Annotated in this window: 15 protein-coding genes; 5 read left to right on the top strand and 10 right to left on the bottom strand. The window is 73.0% G+C overall.

Going from position 1 to position 19,085, the window contains the following annotated elements; genetic code table 11:
- Nucleotides 1-73: 73 nt before the first annotated feature.
- The 6 genes from A6A25_RS16375 to A6A25_RS46325 all read right to left on the bottom strand — a co-directional run bounded on the left by A6A25_RS16375 (nt 74) and on the right by A6A25_RS46325 (nt 4,625).
- Complete coding sequence (locus A6A25_RS16375; RefSeq protein WP_073890760.1) at nt 74-1,057, bottom strand: glycine betaine ABC transporter substrate-binding protein; 984 nt, start codon at nt 1,055-1,057, stop codon at nt 74-76.
- Nucleotides 1,054-1,809: an ABC transporter permease gene (locus A6A25_RS16370; protein ID WP_073890751.1), complete on the bottom strand. Its 756-nt coding sequence runs from the start codon at nt 1,807-1,809 to the stop codon at nt 1,054-1,056. Before A6A25_RS16370 ends, A6A25_RS16375 begins: the two co-directional genes overlap by 4 nt.
- Nucleotides 1,806-2,918 (bottom strand): ABC transporter ATP-binding protein, encoded by a 1,113-nt coding sequence (locus tag A6A25_RS16365; protein WP_073890748.1) that lies wholly within the window; start codon nt 2,916-2,918, stop codon nt 1,806-1,808. Before A6A25_RS16365 ends, A6A25_RS16370 begins: the two co-directional genes overlap by 4 nt.
- Nucleotides 2,908-3,558 carry an ABC transporter permease gene (locus A6A25_RS16360; RefSeq protein WP_073890926.1) on the bottom strand — a complete coding sequence of 217 codons (651 nt, stop codon included), beginning with the start codon at nt 3,556-3,558 and terminating at the stop codon, nt 2,908-2,910. The genes A6A25_RS16365 and A6A25_RS16360 overlap by 11 nt, the downstream gene beginning before the upstream one ends.
- Before the next feature lie 367 nt (nt 3,559-3,925).
- Complete coding sequence (locus tag A6A25_RS16355; RefSeq protein ID WP_073890746.1) at nt 3,926-4,450, bottom strand: hypothetical protein; 525 nt, start codon at nt 4,448-4,450, stop codon at nt 3,926-3,928.
- 46 nt (nt 4,451-4,496) lie between these two features.
- On the bottom strand, nt 4,497-4,625 hold the full coding sequence (locus tag A6A25_RS46325) for a hypothetical protein (RefSeq protein ID WP_274534317.1): 129 nt from the start codon (nt 4,623-4,625) through the stop codon (nt 4,497-4,499).
- A gap of 245 nt (nt 4,626-4,870) precedes the next feature.
- Between A6A25_RS46325 and A6A25_RS16350 the strand changes: the two genes are divergently transcribed.
- Nucleotides 4,871-5,701, top strand: a complete 831-nt coding sequence (locus tag A6A25_RS16350) for a hypothetical protein (protein ID WP_143193200.1) — start codon at nt 4,871-4,873, stop codon at nt 5,699-5,701.
- A 55-nt stretch (nt 5,702-5,756) separates the two neighbouring features.
- Here A6A25_RS16350 and A6A25_RS16345 read toward each other — a convergent pair whose 3' ends face one another.
- Nucleotides 5,757-8,963 (bottom strand): BTAD domain-containing putative transcriptional regulator, encoded by a 3,207-nt coding sequence (locus tag A6A25_RS16345; RefSeq protein ID WP_083668393.1) that lies wholly within the window; start codon nt 8,961-8,963, stop codon nt 5,757-5,759.
- Between the two features lie 124 nt (nt 8,964-9,087).
- Here A6A25_RS16345 and A6A25_RS16340 point away from each other — a divergent pair, with 124 nt between their 5' ends.
- Complete coding sequence (locus tag A6A25_RS16340) at nt 9,088-9,840, top strand: hypothetical protein (RefSeq protein ID WP_073890740.1); 753 nt, start codon at nt 9,088-9,090, stop codon at nt 9,838-9,840.
- A 78-nt stretch (nt 9,841-9,918) separates the two neighbouring features.
- Nucleotides 9,919-11,187 carry a S1 family peptidase gene (locus tag A6A25_RS16335; protein WP_143193199.1) on the top strand — a complete coding sequence of 423 codons (1,269 nt, stop codon included), beginning with the start codon at nt 9,919-9,921 and terminating at the stop codon, nt 11,185-11,187.
- 602 nt (nt 11,188-11,789) lie between these two features.
- Here the strand turns inward: A6A25_RS16335 and A6A25_RS16330 are convergent.
- The gene (locus tag A6A25_RS16330; protein ID WP_073890733.1) at nt 11,790-14,510 is read right to left on the bottom strand and encodes a hypothetical protein; all 2,721 of its coding nucleotides are present in this window, start codon (nt 14,508-14,510) and stop codon (nt 11,790-11,792) included.
- A gap of 393 nt (nt 14,511-14,903) precedes the next feature.
- On the opposite strand from A6A25_RS16330, the gene A6A25_RS16325 reads away from it, so the two are divergent.
- Nucleotides 14,904-16,454 carry a S8 family peptidase gene (locus tag A6A25_RS16325; RefSeq protein WP_073890730.1) on the top strand — a complete coding sequence of 517 codons (1,551 nt, stop codon included), beginning with the start codon at nt 14,904-14,906 and terminating at the stop codon, nt 16,452-16,454.
- 309 nt (nt 16,455-16,763) lie between these two features.
- On the opposite strand, the gene A6A25_RS16320 is transcribed toward A6A25_RS16325, so the two are convergent.
- A complete protein-coding gene (locus A6A25_RS16320; protein ID WP_073890727.1) occupies nt 16,764-17,789 on the bottom strand; it encodes a glycoside hydrolase family 43 protein in 1,026 nt (341 codons plus the stop codon).
- A gap of 148 nt (nt 17,790-17,937) precedes the next feature.
- On the opposite strand from A6A25_RS16320, the gene A6A25_RS16315 reads away from it, so the two are divergent.
- Entirely contained in the window at nt 17,938-18,747 is an 810-nt protein-coding gene (locus A6A25_RS16315) for a hypothetical protein (protein WP_073890724.1), read from the top strand.
- Between the two features lie 18 nt (nt 18,748-18,765).
- Here A6A25_RS16315 and A6A25_RS43040 read toward each other — a convergent pair whose 3' ends face one another.
- Nucleotides 18,766-19,038 carry a hypothetical protein gene (locus A6A25_RS43040; RefSeq protein ID WP_143193198.1) on the bottom strand — a complete coding sequence of 91 codons (273 nt, stop codon included), beginning with the start codon at nt 19,036-19,038 and terminating at the stop codon, nt 18,766-18,768.
- Nucleotides 19,039-19,085 lie beyond the last annotated feature (47 nt).

The raw sequence follows: 19,085 nt of genomic DNA, 5'->3' as shown, positions 1-19,085 counted from the left end.
GCCGAGGCCGCCGCACGCGCCGCGCCGGTCGCTTCGTCGCCGGAACGGCGACTGTTCGCCGGAGAGCCCGTGGTCAGCCGGCGGGTAGCGTGACGAAGCCCTCGCGGGCCATCCAGTCGCGGGCGACCGCCGCCGGGTCGCGGCCGTCGACGTCGACTTCGGCGTTGAGCGCGCGGATGGTGTCGTTGTCCAGCGCGGCGACGACGGGCGCCAGCACCTCCGCCACCTCCGGGTGTGCCTCGTGGAACCGCTGGCGCAGCACGACGGCGGCGTTGTACTGGGGGAAGAACTTCTTGTCGTCCTCCAGCACCACCAGGTCCAGCGCGGTGATGCGGCCGTCGGTGGTGAAAACTTCGCCGAAGTTGCACAGGCCGTTCGAGGTGGCGGTGTAGATCGTGCCCGTGCCGAACGTCTTCACCTGCGTCGCCGCCGGGTCGAAGCCGTAGGTGGCGGCGACGCCGGGGAACCCGTCGTTGCGGCTGGCGAACTCGGTCTCCAGGCAGAACACGCCCTGGGCCGGGTCGCGCCGGATCAGCTCGACCATGTCGGAGGTGGTGCGCAGGTCGTGCGTGCGGGCGTAGGACTCGGTGACGGCGAAGGCGTAGGTGTTGTTGACCGCCGAGTAGTCCAGCCAGCGCAGGCCGTTGCGGGCGAGGTCGGCGTCCCGGACGGCTTCGTACTGCGCCTTCTCCTCGGGGATGGGATCGGTGTTGCCGAGATAGCTGATCCACCCTGTTCCGGTGTAGTCCCAGGAGAGGTCGACGTCGCCGCTGATCAACGCCTGGCGGGCGCTGTTGGAGCCGTGGATGTTGGTCATGTCCCGCACCTCGGCCCCGGCCGCGTCGAGCGCGACCTCGGCGATGTAGCCCAGGACCTGGTTCTCGGTGAAGTCCTTGGAGCCCACCGCGATGCCCACCCCGGCCAATCCGGGCACGGGACGGATCGATCCCGGTTCCACCTCGAACGGCAGGGCGAACGAGGACTCCAGCCCGCAGCCGGACGCCAGGGCGCACGCCGCCAGCAGCGCGGCGAGTCGGGTTCGCCGTCGCGCGGTCATCGCAGCCCTTTCGGTCCGAGGTAGGCCTCGGCGACCGCGCCGAGCCAGTCCACGAGCAACGCCAAGCCGACGGCCAGCACCGCGCCGGTGACCAGGACGGGAACCCGGGCGAGCTTGTAGCCGGTGTCGATGAGCAGGCCGAGCCCGCCGCCGTTGACGAACACCGCCAGCGTGGCGACGCCGACGGCGTGCACCAGCGCGGTGCGCAGCCCCGCCAGGATCAGCGGCACGGCCAGCGGCAGCTCGATGCGGCGCAGCACCGCGCCCGCGGACATGCCGATGCCGCGGCCCGCGTCGACCAGGGCGGGATCGACACCTTGCAGCCCGACCATCGTGTTCCGCAGCACCGGCAGCAGCGTGTAGAAGGCGATGGGCAGCACCGCCGCCCACAGTCCTTCCATGCCGGAGACCAGGAAGAACAGCACCAGGATGCCGATCGCGGGTGAGGCTTGGCCGATCGTGGCGAGGCCGAGGAACAGCGGCGCCGCCCGGCGCGCCCACCGCCGGGTGAGCACGATCCCCAGAGGCACCGCCACTGCCAGGACGAGCGCGGTGACCACCAGGCTGATCACCAGGTGGTCCCAGGTCGCGTCCACGAGGGCCGAGGGGGTGAGGCTCTGCTTCTCGATCGAGTCGAGGTCGCGGGTGAAAGCCCAGATCAGCACGCCGCCGACGAGCACGGCGACGGCGACGGGCTGGGCCAGCAGGCGGAGCCGTTCGGCTCTCTGCCGGGAGGCGGTCGCGGTGGTCACGCACCCACCTCCGCGTGGTCGTCGCGCAGCTTTTGCACGGTGCCGATGACGGCGTCCATCTCGACCACGCCGACGTACTCGCCGCGCGGACCGGTGACGACCGCCATCCCGCCTTCGGTGAGGATGGCCTCCAGGGCGTCCTGGAGCGTCGACTGGAGCGTCACGGAGTCCCCGACCGGCCGCGGGTGCCGCGGGTCGGCCGCGCGCACCCAGCTCACCGGCCGGTTGCGGGCGTCGAGCAGCAGCCCGTACTCGCGGTCGACCTCGGTCAGCCTGCGGCCGATCTCGGCGGGCTCGTCGTGCACGGAGGCCGTCACCGCTCGGCCGAGCTCGATCTCGCGGACCCGGCGCAGCCTCAGCTGCTTGAGCGATGCGCCCGCGCCGACGAACCCGGCGACCGTGTCGTCGGCCGGGTTGGCCAGGATCGCCTCGGGGGTGTCGTACTGGAGCACCCTCGACCGGGGCCCGAGCACCGCGATCCGGTCGCCGAGCTTGACCGCCTCGTCGAAGTCGTGCGTGACGAACACGATTGTCTTGCGGAGCTCGCCCTGCAACCGCATCAGCTCGTCCTGGAGGTTGCCGCGGGTGATCGGGTCGACCGCGCCGAACGGCTCGTCCATCAGCAGCACGGGCGGGTCCGCCGCGAGCGCGCGGGCGACGCCGACGCGCTGCTGCTGGCCCCCGGAGAGCTGGCGCGGGTAGCGGTCGCGGAAGTCGGCCGGGTCCAGCCCGACCAGGTCGAGCATCTCGTCCACGCGCTCGGCGGTCCTGGCCCGGCCCCAGCCCAGCAGGCCGGGCACCGCGCCGACGTTCTGGGCGACGGTCATGTGCGGGAACAGCCCGGCCTGCTGGATGGCGTACCCGATGCCGCGGCGCAGCTCGTCCGGGTCCAGCGACGCCGTGTCCCGCCCGTCGATCGTGATCAGGCCCGAGGTCGGCTCGATCAACCGGTTGATCATCCGCATCGTGGTGGTCTTGCCGCACCCGGACGGCCCGACGAACACCACGGTCTCGCCGGCGGGGATGGTGAGGCTGACCGACTCCACGGCGGGCGCCGGCACGCCGGGGTAGCGCTTGGTCACCTCGACGAGCTCGATGTCACTGGCCACGGATCCCCCTGGAGACGGTGTACCGGCCGATCAGCGCGAAGATCCCGTCCAGGACCAGCGCGAGGACGACGATGCCGAGCGTGCCGGCGATCGCCTGGTTGGTCGCATTCGCGCTGCCCGCCCTGGTCAGGCCCGCGAAGATCTCCACGCCGAGACCGGGACCGCGGGCGTAGGCGGCGATCGCGGCGATGCCCATCAGCATCTGCGTCGCCACGCGCGTGCCGGCGAGGATGGCGGGCCAGGCCAGCCGCAGCTCGACCCTGGTCAGCACGCCCAGCCGACTCATCCCGATCCCGCGTGCCGCGTCACGGACCGCCCGGTCGACGCCGCCGAGGCCCACGATGGTGTTGCGCACGATCGGCAGCAACCCGTACAGCACGAGCGCCACCACCGTCGGCTCGACGCCCAGCCCCAACACCGGGATCAGCAAACCGAGCAGCGCGAACGACGGGATGGTCAGGACGGCGCTCGTCAACGCCGTCGCGGCGGCCGACCCGAGCGGGCTGCGGTACACCGCCACCCCGATCGCCACACCGATCAACGCGGCCAGCAACGCGCACTGGACGACGGCGCTGACGTGCAGCAGGGCCTCGACCACCAAGCGGTGCCACCGGTCGGCCACGAACTCCGGGAAACTCACCGCACCGTCCCGGATCCGCTTCGACCGCACCGGTTCCCAGCACCACCGGCAACCACCGTGCGCGGATGTGGGAGCGATCCATCGGGATGCGGCTTCACGAGCCGCTCAACAGAAGACATGACGCTCCCCATCATCGCGCACCACCACGACCTCGCAGCTGACGAACATCTGACGATTCACCGAACGTGACCGCAGTGATCAGTCCGCAGGAGATGATCCAGAACACCTACAGGGAGCTGTACGAACGGCTGTGTCGGATCGGGGCCGTGCCGACCCACGGGCACGAGGACCGCATCGGCGGCGTTCCCTGCCTGCCACGGCAACCCGTCCGGTCCCCTACCCGGCTAAGGCCCTCCGGCCTCCCTCCTCAGCCGCCTCCCGCCGATCCCAGGCGCGCCCGCACGGCGGCGTACGCGGCGGCACGCTCATGGTCCTTGCGGCGGGGTGGGTCGGGGATGCGGTCGAGCACCTCGCGGGGATCGCACACCCACACCGGCACGCCCGCCAACTCGAACTCCGTCGCCCCGGCGCGCAGCCGCGTGTAGGTGCCGGTGATCTCCGGCGGCACGTCGAGCATCCCCAACCGGGTGACGAACAGGTGGTCGAGGTTGGCCGGAGTGGCCGGTCTCGGAGTCCAGGCGCGGCACTGCTCCAACGTCAGGCCCGGCTCCCAATCGGGGAAGAACGCGGGCACCGCGCCCAGCTCAGCGAGCAGTCCGGCCAGGCGGTCGAGGTTGTCCGGGGCGAGGTCGGGCACCACGTCCAGGTCGTTGGGCCGCAGGTCGGCGCCGTAGAGCGTGAGCACCGTCGAGCCGCTGAGCACCCAGTCGACGTCGCGGTCACGCAGCAGCTCCGCCAGTCGCAGCGGCGGGCGATCCCTGGGATCCGACACCCGCCGACCGTAGCCCGGTCCGGGCGCGTGGAGAGCTTGCGCACGATCAGTCCACCCGATCCGGGATGGTTGTCGTCGACCTGTCCGACGCGCACGTCCGGGACAGCTCGGCCGTCGCCGCGCTCGACGCCGTCACGACCAAGTCCGCCGCACGCGGGGTCGAGGCCGAGCTCATCGGCCTCGACCCGGGCCTTGACGGCGTCCGCGCGGGCCCGCCGGCGCGGCGCACGGCGTCGCACCGCGACGACCACCGGCCTCGTCGCGCTCCTGCTCGTCGCCTCCACCACCGCGGGCGTCGCCTACCAGCAGCAAGGCGAGGCCGTGGCACAACGCGACTTTAAGATCACCGAAATCCGCCTCCGGAGACTCGGGTCCGCAACGCCGCGTCGCCATGACCCGGCGAGGACACGAGGGGGTTCGATGCGGAAGACATCGATGTCGGGGATGGTGCTGGGCCTCGCGCTGGGGGTCTCGGTGGCGGTGGCGCCGGTCGCGGGGGCGGCCGGGGTTCCCGGGCGGGTCACGGTCGAGCGGACCGGGGTGGCCGGTCTCGGGGACAAGGAAGTGGTGCTGCCGTGCCCCACGGGCACGAAGCTGTACTCGGCCGGTGGCTGGATCAACGGCGCCCCGGCGGGCGCGGCGGTCATCACCCGCGTGCGGCCCGGGGCCGACCTGTCGTACGCGGTGGTCGGGGCTCGGGCGGTCGACGCCGTCACGCCGTGGAGCATCACCGCGTACGTCGTGTGCGGGGAGGGTCGCCCGGTGCTCGTCCGCTCGGCACCCGGCTTCGCGGCCCAGCAGGTGGACTTCAAAGCCGTCTCGGCCAGTTGTGCGGACGTCGGCGCGTTGACGGGGGTGTTCGGCGAGGTCGTCGACTCCTCCGGGCAGGCGACGCTGTTCGGCCTCGTCCCGTCGGAGGACCTGTCCACCGCGACCGCCAAGGGGTCCGGGCCGGTCGACGGCCAGTGGTCGGTGCAGGCGTGGGCGGTGTGCGACAGCACGTTGATCGGCAAGACCGAGCGGGAGACCAGCGCCATCGATCCGAATTGGTCGCCGGAGGCCACGGCCCAGTGCACCGCGGGGTGGCCGCTGCTGGGCGGCGGCGGGACGGTGAAGGGCAACGCGCCCGACGTGGTGGCCAGTCTGGTCGGCCTCAAGCCCGACTGGGACAACGGGAGCATGACCGCGATCGGTGCCAAGGGCGCTAGCCCGTGGTCGATGGAGGCGTACGCCATCTGCTCGCAGCCGTGACGTCCGCGCACCCGAGCCGCGCGACCCGCACGACTTCACCGGCGGGTCGTGCGGCTCAGGCGGCGGCGACCCCCGGGAACGGGCTCGGTTCCACGTCGATCTCCCGCATCCGCTGCACATAGGTGCGGTACCGCCGCCGCGCCTCGCCGTGGCTGCCGGTCGCGGTCAGGCAGCGGATCACCGTCAGGTGCGCGGTCTCGTCGTAGCAGTCGCGTTCCAGGATGCGCAGGCAGTAGCGGCTGGCGGCGACGTGGTCCCCGGTGGCGGCGGCGTGCGCGGCCAGGGCGGAAGCCACCTGGAGGTAGGTGAGGCGCGCGTTCTCGCGCAGTTCCGCCGCCCAGTCGGCGTACGGGTCCTCTTCCAGGAAGTCGCCCGCGTAGGCGGCTTCGGCGGCGGACAGCAGCGCCACCGCCGGCCGTGCGCCGGTCAGCGCCGCCTTGGCGTCGGCGAGGAAGCGCAGGACGTCCACGTCCACGACGGCCGGGTCCAGCCGCACCTGGTCGGCGTCGGCGACGATGCCGTGCCCGTCGCCGCGCTCGGGGTCGAGCACCAGGCGCGCGGTGGACAGGGCGACCGAGAACCGGTTGGCCACCCGCGCGGCAGGCTCACCCGGCCACAGCAACGCCATCAGCGCCTCCCGGGTCGCGGGGCGGCCGGCCCGGGAGACCAGGATCTTCACCAGGTCCCGTGCCTTGCGCGACTGCCAGGCGGTCGCCGGCAGCGGCGTGCCCCCGCGCAGCACCTGGAACCCGCCGAGCGTGCGGATCGACACCACCGGCCGGTCCCGCGCGCTGCACGCCCGCGCGACCGCCGCGGCCTCGGCCGCCAGGCCACGCGCTCCCGCCCGGGTGGCCACCTGCTCCGCCACCACCACCAACGCCAGCCCGTCGGTCCCGCCGAGCACCCGCGCCCGCGCGATCGACACGGCGATGCCGCCCAGCGGGTTGCCGATCTCCTGCCACGCCGCAGCCGCCTGGTCCAGCAGGGCCAGCGCCCGTTCGCGGTCGGGCTCCGCGCGCCCGGACAGCTCCAGCGACTCCGCCACCACGGCCCGGTCACCCCGGCGACCCGCTTCCGACCGCGCCCGGTCCGCGAACGCCGCCGCCTCGTCGTCGCGGCCGTCGGCCAGCGCGAGCCGGGCGGCGGCCAGCAGCGCCGCCGGGTGGCCCAGGCCGGTGCCGCACGCCAGCGCGCGGTCCACCAGGTCCCGGGCCGTGGCGGGTTCCTCGTCGGCGAGCAACCGCGCCAGGCCCGCCAGCGCGGGCACCACCTGCGGCACCGCGCCGTTCTCCTCGGCCAGCCGCACCGCCTCGGTGAACGCGGTCCGGGCCAGGGCGCGGTCGCCGCGCAGCCGGTACACCTCGCCCAGCGACTCCAGCGCCAGGCTCGCCAGCCGCGACCCGGTCCTGGTGTAGACGGCGCGGGCCGCGTGCAGGTCGGCCGCGGCCTCGTCCAGCTGCCCCAGGCCCAGCCAGGCCGCGCCCCGGTTGTTCAGGCCCAACGCCCGGTAGCCGGCGAACCCGGTGAGATCGGCCAACCGCAGCGCAACCTCCAGCTCCGCCAAGGCCTCCCGGTGGCACGCCTCGTGCACGAAGTGCGCCGACCGGTTGACCCGCACCCGGATCTCGGCCAGCACGTCGCCCGCGAGCCGCGCGTGGGCCAGCGCCCGCCCGGTGTGGTCGGCCACCGCCACCCGGTCGCCCTCGGCGTCGGCGATCATGGCGAGCACGGTGTGCGCGGCGGACAGCGCCGCGTCGTCGCCGCAGCGCTCGGCCAGGTCCGTGGCCGCGGCGATCCCGGCCTTGCTCGCCGCCACGTCGCCGTGCGCCCAGTGCGCGCTCGCCGCGAGGCTGTGCACGAGGGACTCCGCCGCCGGGTCGTCGCCGGTCGGCTCGCACTCCCGGCACGCCGCCAGCGCCTTGTCCGGAGCGCCGCTGAAGTAGTGCATGGCGGCGACGCGCGCGGCGAGCGCGGGGCTCATCCTGCCGTCGGGGGCCGCGGCGCGCAGGCAGGCCAACGCCATCGCCCACTCGCCGCGCACCTGGTGCGCCACCCCGGCGAGCTGCCAGGTCGTCGGGTCGCGGTCGGCGGGCGGGATGCGGTCCACCGCCGCGATGACGCTGTCCGCGCCGCCCTGCTGCACCAGCTCGTCGCCCCGGTTCGCCAGCAGCAGCGCGACGCCCCGGTGGTCGGCGGTCGCGGTCAGCACGGCCAGCGCCTCGGGCAGCTGCCCGTGCTCGGCGAACCACTCCGCCGCCGCGCGGCTCAGCCGGTCCCGCTCGGCGCGCTCGACCGGGAAGCGGCTCTCCAGGAACGCCCGCGCCAGCGGGATGAGCCCCAGCCGGCCCGCCGCCGCCGGCAACCGCTCCACGAACAGGCCGCGCGCCACCAGGTCCGCCAGCACCGCGGCGGCGTCGGCGAAGCCCAGCGCGGTCATCAGCTCGGCGTCGAAGCGGTCGAACAGGGCCGCCGCCGCGAGCAGCGCGCGCACCCGTGGCGGCTCCCGGTCGAACACCTCGTGGGCCAGGCAGTCGTACAGGGTCCGGTTGCGCGGCAGCTCCACCGGGCTGTCCGGGTCGCGGCGCAGCGCGTCGGCGGCCATGCGCACCGCCACCGGCCAGCCACCGGTCGTCCGGTGAACCTCCGCGACCCGGGCGCGGTCCACCCCGGGCAACAGCCGCGCGGTCTCCGCCTCGGTGAACGCGAGCTGCGCCGCGGTCACCTCCAGCAGTTCGCCGCGTGCGCGCAGCCGCCGCACGGGGAACGGCGTCGGCTCGCGCCCGGCGAGCACCACGCGCAGCGCGGGCGGCGCTTGCAGGCACAGCGCCGCCAGCAGCTCGGCGGCGGGGTCGTCGCGGTGCAGGACGTGCAGGTCGTCCAGCACCAGGAACACCGGGTCGCCGGTCGCGGCGGCCGTCACCGCGTCGAACAGCGCGGCGGCCATCGCGTGCGCCCGGTTGGTCCGGCCGGCGCTGCCCGTGGCCTCGTCGTCGGCCAGCACGTCCGGTGGCGCGAAGTCCAGCGCCGGCAGCGCCGCGCGCAGGTCGGCGGTGAGCCCGGCCAGCAGCGGCTGGACGAAGCGGTCCCGCTCGGTGACCGTGTGCCAGACGACGGCGGCGCGGTCGGCCCAGCCGGCCAGGAACGTGGTCTTGCCGTAGCCGGCGGGCGCGACGACCGTGGTGAGCCTGGTCGAGCGGGCCGCGGCGAGCAGGTGGTCCAGCCGGGGGCGGGTCAGGGTGTCGGGCAGCGCGGACGTCGTCACACCTCGTCCATCGCCGCTCGACCGCCGCACGGTAGGACCTCCCGGGCCGGTGCACCCGATCGGACCAGCGCCCGCCTAATCCGACCTTAAGGCCGCTCGAAAGCCTCCCACCAGGCTCGACGCCATGACCATCGCCCATTCCCCGGAATCCGCCCCGCCGCTGGCCGCGGTGACCGGCGCCCTGCACGAGGTGAGCCGCGCGCTGACCGCCGCCGACTGGCGGGTCCTCGACCTGACCGCCGACGGCGACACGGTGTCGCTGCGCCTGCGCTTCACCGGCGCGACCACCACGCCCGTCGCGTCCCTGTCCCGCGAAGGCGACCACTGGTCGCTGGAGTGGGCGGGATCGGTGCTGCGGCTGCGCCACTGCAAGGGCCTGTGCTACCTGCACGCGTTGCTGTCCTCGCCCGGGGTGGACCTGCACGCGCTCCAGCTGTCCGCCGCGGCCGACCCGGGCGCGCCGTCCGCGGACCACGACGACCCGGAGCTGACCGCGGGCGGGCTCGACGGCACCGGACCGCTGCTGGACGAGACCGCCAAGAACGCCTACCGCCGCCGCCTGGGCGACCTGCGCGAGGAGGTGGAGGACGCCGAGGCGTGCCACGACCCGGAACGCGTCGAGCGGGCCAGGTCCGAGATCGACGCGCTCACCGCCGAACTCGCGCGGGCCTTCGGCCTGGGCGGCCGGGCGCGCCCGGTCTGCTCGCCCGCCGAACGGGCCCGGGTCAACACCACCCGCTCGCTGCGCGCGGTCATCACCCGGCTCACCCAGGAGTTCCCCGACCTGGGCCACCACCTCGACACCTCGGTCAACACCGGCACGTTCAGCGGCTACCACCCGGGACCGCACCCGCCGGTCGCCTGGCGGCTCCGATGAGGAACACCGTTCACCCGAGCTGAACGCCACACCGTCGTGGGGGCGCGGTGGTCGCGCCGCCGGACCTCAGGAGGGGACATGCACAGGACAAGCATCCGCAGGACCGTCGCCGGGGTGGCGCTGGCCGTCGCCGGGGTGGCGCTGGCCGTCGCCGTGCTCACCGCGCCGCAGGCGGTGGCCGCGCCGGACGTCACCGACGACGCGGCCGACGCGGCGTTGCTGGAGGCGGTGACCCGCGACCTCGGCCTGACCGAGGAGCAGGCGCTCGCCCGGTTCGCCGCCCAGGACGAGGCCGTGCGGCTCGACGCCGAACTGGTGCCCCGGCTGGGCGACGACCACGGCGGCTCGTGGCTGGACGAGGCCACCGCCCGCCTCGTGGTCGCCGTGACCACCGCCGAGGACGCCGAGCAGGTGCGGGCCGCCGGTGCGGAGGCGCGGCTGGTCACCCGCACCCTGCGCGAGGTGGAGTCGGTGAAGACCGAACTGGACCGGCGGGCGGACGCCGAACCGGACGCCTTCACCGGTGTCGCGTCCTGGCACACCGAACCGAAGAGCAACGCGGTGGTCGTCACCGTCGTGAGCGGGCAGGCGCTCGGCCCGGCGGTGCGTGACGCCGTCGCGCGCCATGGCGACGCGGTGCGCGTGGTGGAAACCGAATCCGCGCCCACCACGAGCGCCGAGCTGCGCGGTGGTCACGGGTACTTCAGCGGCACCAACCGCTGTTCGGTGGGCTTCAACGCCTCGAAGGGCACCACCCGCTACTTCCTGACCGCCGGCCACTGCGGCCCGGTCAACACCCAGACCTCGGCGGGCGGGACGGCCATCGGCCCGGTCGCGCACTCCACCTTCCCCGGCAAGGACCTGGCCGCGGTCAAGGTGACCAACACCGCCGCCTGGCAGCAGGGACCGCGGGTCCACGCCTACAAGGCCGGCGACCCGACCAAGTACTACAGCATCAGCGGGTCCCGGTACTCGCCGGTGGGCACGGCGGTGTGCAAGTCGGGCGTGACCACCGGGGTCACCTGCGGCCTCATCAAGGCCAAGGCCGTGGCCGTGCTCGTGGACCACGACGACAACAAGAACACCGCTGCGGTCAAGGTGAGCGGACTGGTCCGGCACAACGCCTGCGCCGAGGAGGGTGACTCCGGCGGCGCCAACTTCACCTGGGACGCGAGCTCACGCATGTACGCGGAAGGCATGTCCAGCATCGCCCAACTGGTGCCCGACGTGAACAACCCCAAGAAGTTCCGCTGCCTCAGCCACGTCAACAAGGAGAACGTCTCGTACTTCTCCCTGGTGGGCGACGCGCTGTCGTTCTACGGCCTGTCCCTGTCGACCGTTGCTTGACCTCGAGCCTCGAACGCGCTGTCCCCGCTCCTGTCGAGCCGGGGACAGCGCGTTCGGCGGTGATTACAGGCCCTCACGGCCGCCGCCGCGCCCTCTGCCCCTCGGGCCGCGCACCGCCGGACTCGGTGCCGGCCGGGTGACGGGAGGTCGTCGGGTGGACACGAGGTGGCGCACGGCGGCGGTCGCGGGCGTGCTGGTCGTGCTGACGGCGGGCACCGCCGCGCCCGATGTGGGAGCAGAAACGGCTTGGACCGCGCCGACATGTCACCCGAGGGCGGTGGTCTGTCGCCCTTCCTGTGCATGTACGCGGCCGGTGCTTTCTCGGAGGTAGAGCCGGGCCTCCCAGGTGTGGATGTAGGTGATGTCGCCGCACCACCGGGTGTCGACATCCTTGGGGCGCAGGTCAAGTCGCGTCGGATCAGGTCCGGCGATACGGTCGCGGCGGGGTCGGGGGCGGTGGTGGTGCGCCACCGTTTCGGGGCGCGCCCGACCGGCGATGCGGTCGCGCGACCGCACGCCCTTCGGCGAACGTGAAACGTCCCGGCGAAACGCGACACGGCTGCGCGGACGTGGCCCGCGCCTACAACGGCCGCCGACGTCCGTCAGGTGCAGAGGCGGCCACCGAGGTAGGTGTTGCCATCACCGGCCGCGCCTTCCGGGTCCACGGCGTAGAGGTGCACCGGGGTGCCCGGCGCGCAGTTCGGCACGGTGAAGCGGAAGCCGTGCACGCCGGTGATGCCGAAGTAGGCGTTGACGTCCGGTCGGTCGGTGCTGGTCGGGAACTCGCCCAGGTAGGTGCCGACACCCGCCGGGCCGCCCCGGTACACGGCGACCGCCGACGAGGTCGCGGGCAGGTCGACGTCGGCCGCCCACCCCTCGACCGCCGTGCCCGTGAGCAGCTCGAAGTTGCCCCGCGGCGGGGAGGTCCAGCGGAACACGCGGGTGTCTCCCTCGTTGAAGGCCTGGTTGGCCAATTGCGTGCAGTTGCGGCACATCTCGACGTCATTGGGGTACAACGCGGTCTCGTACACGCGCGGCATGGAGGCGGGCAGGCGGACGCTCTTCGAGCCGGTCGTGCCCGCGTGCACGGCCACCATGTTGCCCTCGGCCTCCACCGAGTCGCCGACCGGCGCGAAGTGGTGCACGCCCGCGTCCTCGCTGATCCGGCGCAGCGCGGCGAGCGGCAGCTTGGGCGCGGCGGCGTAGACGGAGGTGTAGCTGCCGCCGCTGACCGGGATCGTCTTGCGCGCCAGGGACACCCCACCCGCCTGGTAGGTGGCCAGCGTCGTCGCGGCCGGGTCGGTGACGGTGAACCACGGGGTCAGCGGGTAGCCGGGACCGCCGGTCTGGCCGACGAACGAGTAGTCCTGGGTCAGCGCGGGCGTGCCCGAGCCCTTGGCGACGGTGATGCCGGTGAGCGCGGTCATCGACGCGATCGAGGCGGCCTGGTCGTCCTGCACGTACCCGCCTGCATAGAACGTCAGCACGGTGCGGCCGGGCGTCTTCAGCTTCGTGTTGATCGCCGAACGCACGGCGGACGACACGACGTAGGCGTTGGGCAGCACCGCGAGCTTGATCGCGCTGAGGTCGAGGTTGCCCTTCGCCAGGTCGCTGAGCAGGTAGTGCCGGACCGGCGTGCCAAGCCGGGTCAGGTCCTCCACGAGGTTCGGCAACTGGTCGCTCGCGAACCCGTACGAGTTCTCCCCGGCCGGCGTGAGCGCGGCCTGGTAGTTGGGCGACACGTCGTCCACGAACACCGCCACCTGCGGTCGATAGGCGTTCGCGCCGCCGTGCCGGATCTTGTCGACGGCCCGGAACACCGACTGGAGGTTGGCCCACAGGGCCTCCGAGTCACCCGGCCGGTCGGGACGGCCGAACCAGCCGACCCCCTGCAGGTCGAGCAGGTGCACGGCCCGACCGCCGATACCCGCCGCGATCAGGTTGCGGCGCAACACCCGGATGCTGTCCCACAGGTTCGTGACGGTCTGGAACGGGACCGGTTGGCAACTCACCTCGCAGGCGAGGAACGTGCGGGTGTCGTCCTCGTCCATCCACAGCTTGTCGGACAGCCTCATCGTGTCGGTGATGCCCTGCTGCACGAACCCGTGGCCGAGCAGGCGGCTCTCCCGGTAGGAGTAGGGACCGCTGATGATGTCCACGCTCGGGCTGTTGACCAGGGTCGCGAGGTCGTTGTGCCCGCTGACGGGCAGTTCGGTGCCCAGCCCGTACTGGTAGCCGTAGAACGCCGCGGTCAGGACGCGGTTGCCGGTGACCTGCTCGGCCTTGGCGAGCAGGCGGGTGATCGCGGACACCGTGCGCGACGAGTGGTACTGGTTGTCCTTGGCCGCGCGCAACGAGTTGGGGTCCGCCGGGTCCAGGATCGTGCCGCGGGCCGCGCCGGAGACCGGGGGGACCTGGCCCGGCACGGCGTTGTTGCGCTCGGTCGGGGTGGCCGACCGGCACTGGGGGACCAGGCTCGCGGGCAGCCCGGGCCACGTACAGAAGCCCGCTTCGGCGCCGGCCGAGTAGTCACCCAGGTAGAAGTGGTGGCGGCCGATCGCGCCGGGCTGGGAGCCGGAGTCGTTGGTCCACGGGAACATGCCGCACCTCGGGGCCGCGCCGGGCACGGGCCCGCACAACCTCGGGTCACCCCAGTCCAACATCTTCCCGGCGGAGTCGTCGTAGCCGTACGGCCGGTAGAACCACTCGCCACCATTGGCGTAGGCGATGAGCACCCCCATCACCCGCCCGGGGTAACGGGTGTCCATGCGCGTCAGCACGCGGGAGATCTGCTCCTCCTGGTAGGCGAGCCACGCCTCGTTGAGCGACCACGGGTGTCCCGCCCCGTTGGTGTCGTCGCGCACGTTGCCCTGGAGGTCCTTCATCTTGACGGCTTCACGGCCGAAGGCGGGCGCGTCCTGGAGGTACATCCGGACCATCAGGTACGGCCTGGGGTTGAGGGCGTTGAGCTTGCCCGCCAACTGGTCGATGAACGCGTCGCTGGTGCTCATCAGGTGCACCTGGAGCATGGGCGCGACGTTCATGTCCGACGCGGCCGTGTTGGCCGCCGCGAGCCGCGCCTGGTAGTCGAAGTACGACCAGTCGCCGTTGCCGACCGGGACGCTCTGCGAGTTCAGCGCCATGAAGAACGGGGTCGTGGTGCGGCACGGCCCGCCCTGGTCGCAGAGCTGGATGACCTTGCGGCCGTTGTGGTTGGCGATCGTCGACGCCGGCCCGGACCACGGCTGGGCCGACGCGGTTGGCGGGATCGGCGTCAGCGGAACCAGGGCCAGTGCGAACAGGATCGCGAGCAGCCGTCGCATACGTCCTCCCGGGCGGCGTCCAGGCGCCACCGGCCGGACAACGGGCCAGAGTGCCACCGACGTCGCCGATCCGGCCCTCGATGTCACCGTGCTGGCCCAGCGCTGCCAGCGGACCGGACCAGCGGACGGTGCGGACCTCCGAACGTCCGCCCCACAACGGTCACCGTCGGTGAACCGGGTGCGCCGTGACGCCGAAGACATACGGTTTCTGCGGAAGACGGGCGCGAGGTCGGCGTGGCCCTGCGACCGCAGGATGGCGGTCGGTGCGGCTGCTCAGGCCAATTCGCGTGCTGTTCAGCCGATCCACGCGCCCGACCGGTGCGCTCGGGCGAGGTTCCTCCGTACCGTCGGGCCGGTCCGTGATCCACTCCCCGATGCCTCAGGAGGGCAGCGTTGAGATCACGTCCCAGCAAGACCTCCGCGGCGGCGTTAGCCACCGGAACCCTCGTCATCGCGGCCGTGACCGCCTTCACCCCGACCGCCGCGGCCGCCCCGGCGACCGGTGACGTCCTCACCGTCGCCGGGGCCGAGGCCGTCCCGAACAGCTACGTCGTCGTGCTGAACGACGGCGTCGCCGCCACGTCGGTGGTCGACGCGCACGGCGGCCGGATCGACGACGTGTGGCGCCACGCGCTCAACGGCTTCGCCGTCACCGCGACGCCCGAGCAGGCCGCGAAGATCGCGGGCGACCCCCGCGTCGCGTTCGTGCAGCAGGACGTCGAGGTCACCGCCACCGCCACGCAGAGTCCCACGCCCTCCTGGGGCCTGGACCGCGTCGACCAGCGGAACCTGCCGCTGGACAACTCCTACACCTACCCCAACACCGCCGGGAACGTCACCGCCTACATCATCGACACCGGCATCCGCACCACCCACCAGGACTTCGGGGGCCGGGCCGTCTGGGGCACCAACACCAGCGGCGACGGCAACAACTCCGACTGCAACGGCCACGGCACGCACGTCGCGGGCACCGTCGGCGGCGCGGCCCACGGCGTGGCCAAGGGCGTCCGGCTGGTGGCGGTCAAGGTCCTCAACTGCGCCGGCTCCGGCACCACGGCCGGCGTCATCGCGGGCGTCGACTGGGTGACCGCCAACCGCACCGGGCCTGCGGTGGCCAACATGAGCCTCGGCGGCGGCGCGCAGGCCGCGCTGGACACCGCGGTCGCCAACTCCATCGCCTCGGGCATCACCTACGCGGTGGCCTCGGGCAACTCCAACGCCGACGCGTGCGGCTTCTCCCCGGCCCGCGTCCCGACGGCGCTCACCGTCAACGCCTCGGACCGCAACGACGCCCGCGCCACCTTCTCCAACTGGGGCGCCTGCACCGACCTGTACGCCCCCGGCGTCGGCATCACCAGCGCCTGGTCCACCGGTGACACCGCGACCAACACGATCAGCGGCACGTCGATGGCCGCGCCGCACGTCGCCGGCGTCGCGGCCCTGCACCTGTCGGCCAACCCGGGCGCCACCCCGGCTCAGGTCGACGCGGCGATCACCAACTCGGCCACGCCGAACGTGATCCAGAACCCGGGCACGGGCTCGCCGAACCGCCTGCTCCACGTCGAGAACGGCGGCACCCAACCCCCGGCCAAGGCCACCCTCAACCGCTACCGCAGGGGCAACGACCACGCCAGCGCCACGTCCGCGCCCGCCGGCCACACCCTGGAGGGCCCGATCGGCACGGTCAACACCGCCGCCGGCGCCGGCACCCACCCGATCTACCAGTGCCTGGTCAACGGCTGGGACTACATGACCTCGCCGGCCGCCAACTGCGAGGGCACCGCGGTCGTCGGGGTGATCGGCTACCTGCTGGACGCCCCGGCCTCCGGCGCCAACCACCCGATCTACCGCTGCCGCGTCGCGAGCAACGGCAACCACTTCGACTCGTCCGCCGCCAACTGCGAGGGCTACACCGTCGAGGGCGTCCTCGGCTACTCGTTCTGACCCGAACCCCCCCGGCGCCGGCGCGGGCCCGGCGCCGGGGGGCGCGGTGACGTCCCGACCGGCCGTGCGCGACCGCTGTGCGCCCGTGTTGCCCGTCGTACCTGTCGAGAACTCCATCCACGCAGGTACAGGGCGCGCAAAGCCCGAGACCTCGAAGCGATCGGGGCAAGCGCGGCTGGCCGTGTTCGGCTGGGCGCACCGCTACAACACCCGACGACGCCACTCCCACCTCGCCCAGAAGTCCCTCATCGACTACGAGAACGCCCCCTCCCCTACCCGCCACCGCCGCACGGGTAGGGGAAGCCGGGATCAGAAGAACGCGCCGACCGAGGGCGTGGCGCCGCTGCCCCAGTGCAGGATCGCCGCGTAGAGCGCCCGCCGGTGCGCGGCGCCGTTCTCGATCTGCGCCGTGGTGCACGGGTTCGTTCCCGCGCCGCACACCCAGCCGTGCAGGAAGATCCGCCACCCGCCGTCCAGGGCCGGGGTGACGTCCGCGCCGCCCGGCCCGCAGATCCTGGTGCCCGCGGTGGACGTCAGCGGGTGCTCGGTCGCGCCCGCGAAGTTCCACTTGTCGCGCGACCGCAGCCAGACGGTCGCGTAGCTGCAGTTGTTGTAGCCGTACCGGGAGGCGAACAGGACGTACTCCGACCCGCGCTGCACCATGACCGGGTTCTCGATGATGCCGTCGCGCTGCACGAGCTCACCGCTGGGGTTGCCCACCCAGTGCCGCCCCCCGTCACCGAGCCGCAGCATGCGCAACGACGACGGCGTCTGCTGGGTCTTGTAGAGCAGGAAGCGCCGCCCCTCGGCGTCCACGAACGGCGAGGGGTCGATCACGCCGGCACCCGCGACCGGGCGGCCGGGCACGGTGTCCTCACCACCGTGCCTGCCGCCCGGGCAGACCAGCGGGTTGTCACCGACCGGTGTGTACGGACCACCCGGCTGGGTCGCCGTGGCGGCACCGATGCACCGCTGCCCGCCGAACCCCCTCGCGGCCGCCGAGTAGTACAGCACCCAGCCCGCCGAGGTGTGCCACGCGTCCGGTGCCCAGATCGCCTGCCCGACGTCCACCCAGGACGGCGGCCTGGACAGGTCGAGCGCCGGGCCGACGTGCCGCCACGGGCCGTTCGCCGTGTCACCGCGGCTGACCCGGCCGTTCCCTCCGGTGCTGAACACGTAGAACTCACCGTTGACCCGCACCACGCCGGGGTCGGCGATGGAAGCCTCCGGCGCGTAGACGGGTGCTGGTCCGGCCGCCGTCGCGGGGGCCGCGGCGAGCACTGCCGCGCTCACGGCCGCGAGCAGTACCGCACCGGCCTTGGGTTTCCAGCGCATGGACGTCCTCCTGATCCTGCCAGGTCGACAGGTCGTCTTCCTGGTGCTCCTGGCAGGTGGTCGGACTGCGAATTCGGGTTCCCGGTTCCACTCCCGGACGATCGCGGGTTATGTTCTGCCGGCCGATCCCATCACGGAAGGCGGGCGGATGTCCGGCACTTTCAGCAGGCGCAAGGCCCTCGTGCTCGGTGGTGGTGCCGTCCTGGGCGCCGCCGTCGGCACCGGTACCGCCTCAGCCGCCACCGACTGGATCCGCCTGCCCGTGGTGACCGCCAACATCGGGCGCGACAACCTCGGCGCGCGTGAGAACGCGATCCGCGCGGTGCGCGACGCCGACCCCGGGACCCGACCGCTGGTCGGCTGGCAGGAGATCGTCGAGGGCGACACCGGTGAACGCCCGATGATCACCAAGCACTTCGGCGACTTCTACCAGAACGCCTTCCTGTGGGACGACCAGTCCTACCGGGTGCCGATCTCGGTGCCGAGGCCGTGGCAGGTGATCAACTCGCGGGCCACCTTCGTGCACGGTGGGATCGAGCAGGTCAGCCCGCCGCGCTGGATCAACGAGGTCGTGATCGGCCACGAGACCCACACCGCCCTGCGCTTCGCGCTGGTCAACACCCACTACATCGCCAACGCCTACAACGGCGACCGCAGGCCCGGCCTGCAGGACGAGTGGGACCTGCACAAGAGCAAGCACAAGGAGCGCGTGCTCGCCCACCACCAGCAGGGCCGCCCGGTCATCTGGACCGCCGACACCAACCGCCGCGACTACGGCACGGCCACCGGCTGGCAGGTCGAGCGGAGCGCGTTCACCGACGGCATCGACCGGATCGGCTGGATGCCCGGCAACGACACCCCCCAGGTGCAGCTCCAGCTGCTCAACACCAAGACGGTGCGGATGTACGTGGACGGCCACGACGCGCGGGTCGCGATCTTCCGCATCCGGCTGGCCTGACCCGGCGCGGTTGCCGCTCTACCTGACGTGCCACCGCCTACCCCGCGTCAGCCCGACAACCCGCACCGCAGATCCGCCCAGTAGCGCCGGACCCAAGGTGCGGAGGGGCTTGTCGGTGTCGTGCTCGCGGCGGTGGTTGTCGATGCCGTCGACCAGGCCGCGCAGCACGTCCAAGCCGAAGAACACCTTGTCGGTCCCGGCGAGCAGGCCGAGGAACCGGTGGTCGAGCCCTGCTACTGCCTGGGATCGGGATGTCGGTCTGGCAGAATCGGCCGGTGGCCGGCTCCTCAAGACCTGATGACCTTGCGTGACGCGCTCGCCTTCCTGCCCGACCGCCC

Source organism: Saccharothrix sp. CB00851 (assembly GCF_001905065.1).
GTDB lineage: Bacteria > Actinomycetota > Actinomycetes > Mycobacteriales > Pseudonocardiaceae > Actinosynnema.
Note: the sequence above shows the minus strand (reverse complement) of the source record. Positions and strands in the feature narration are given on the sequence as shown.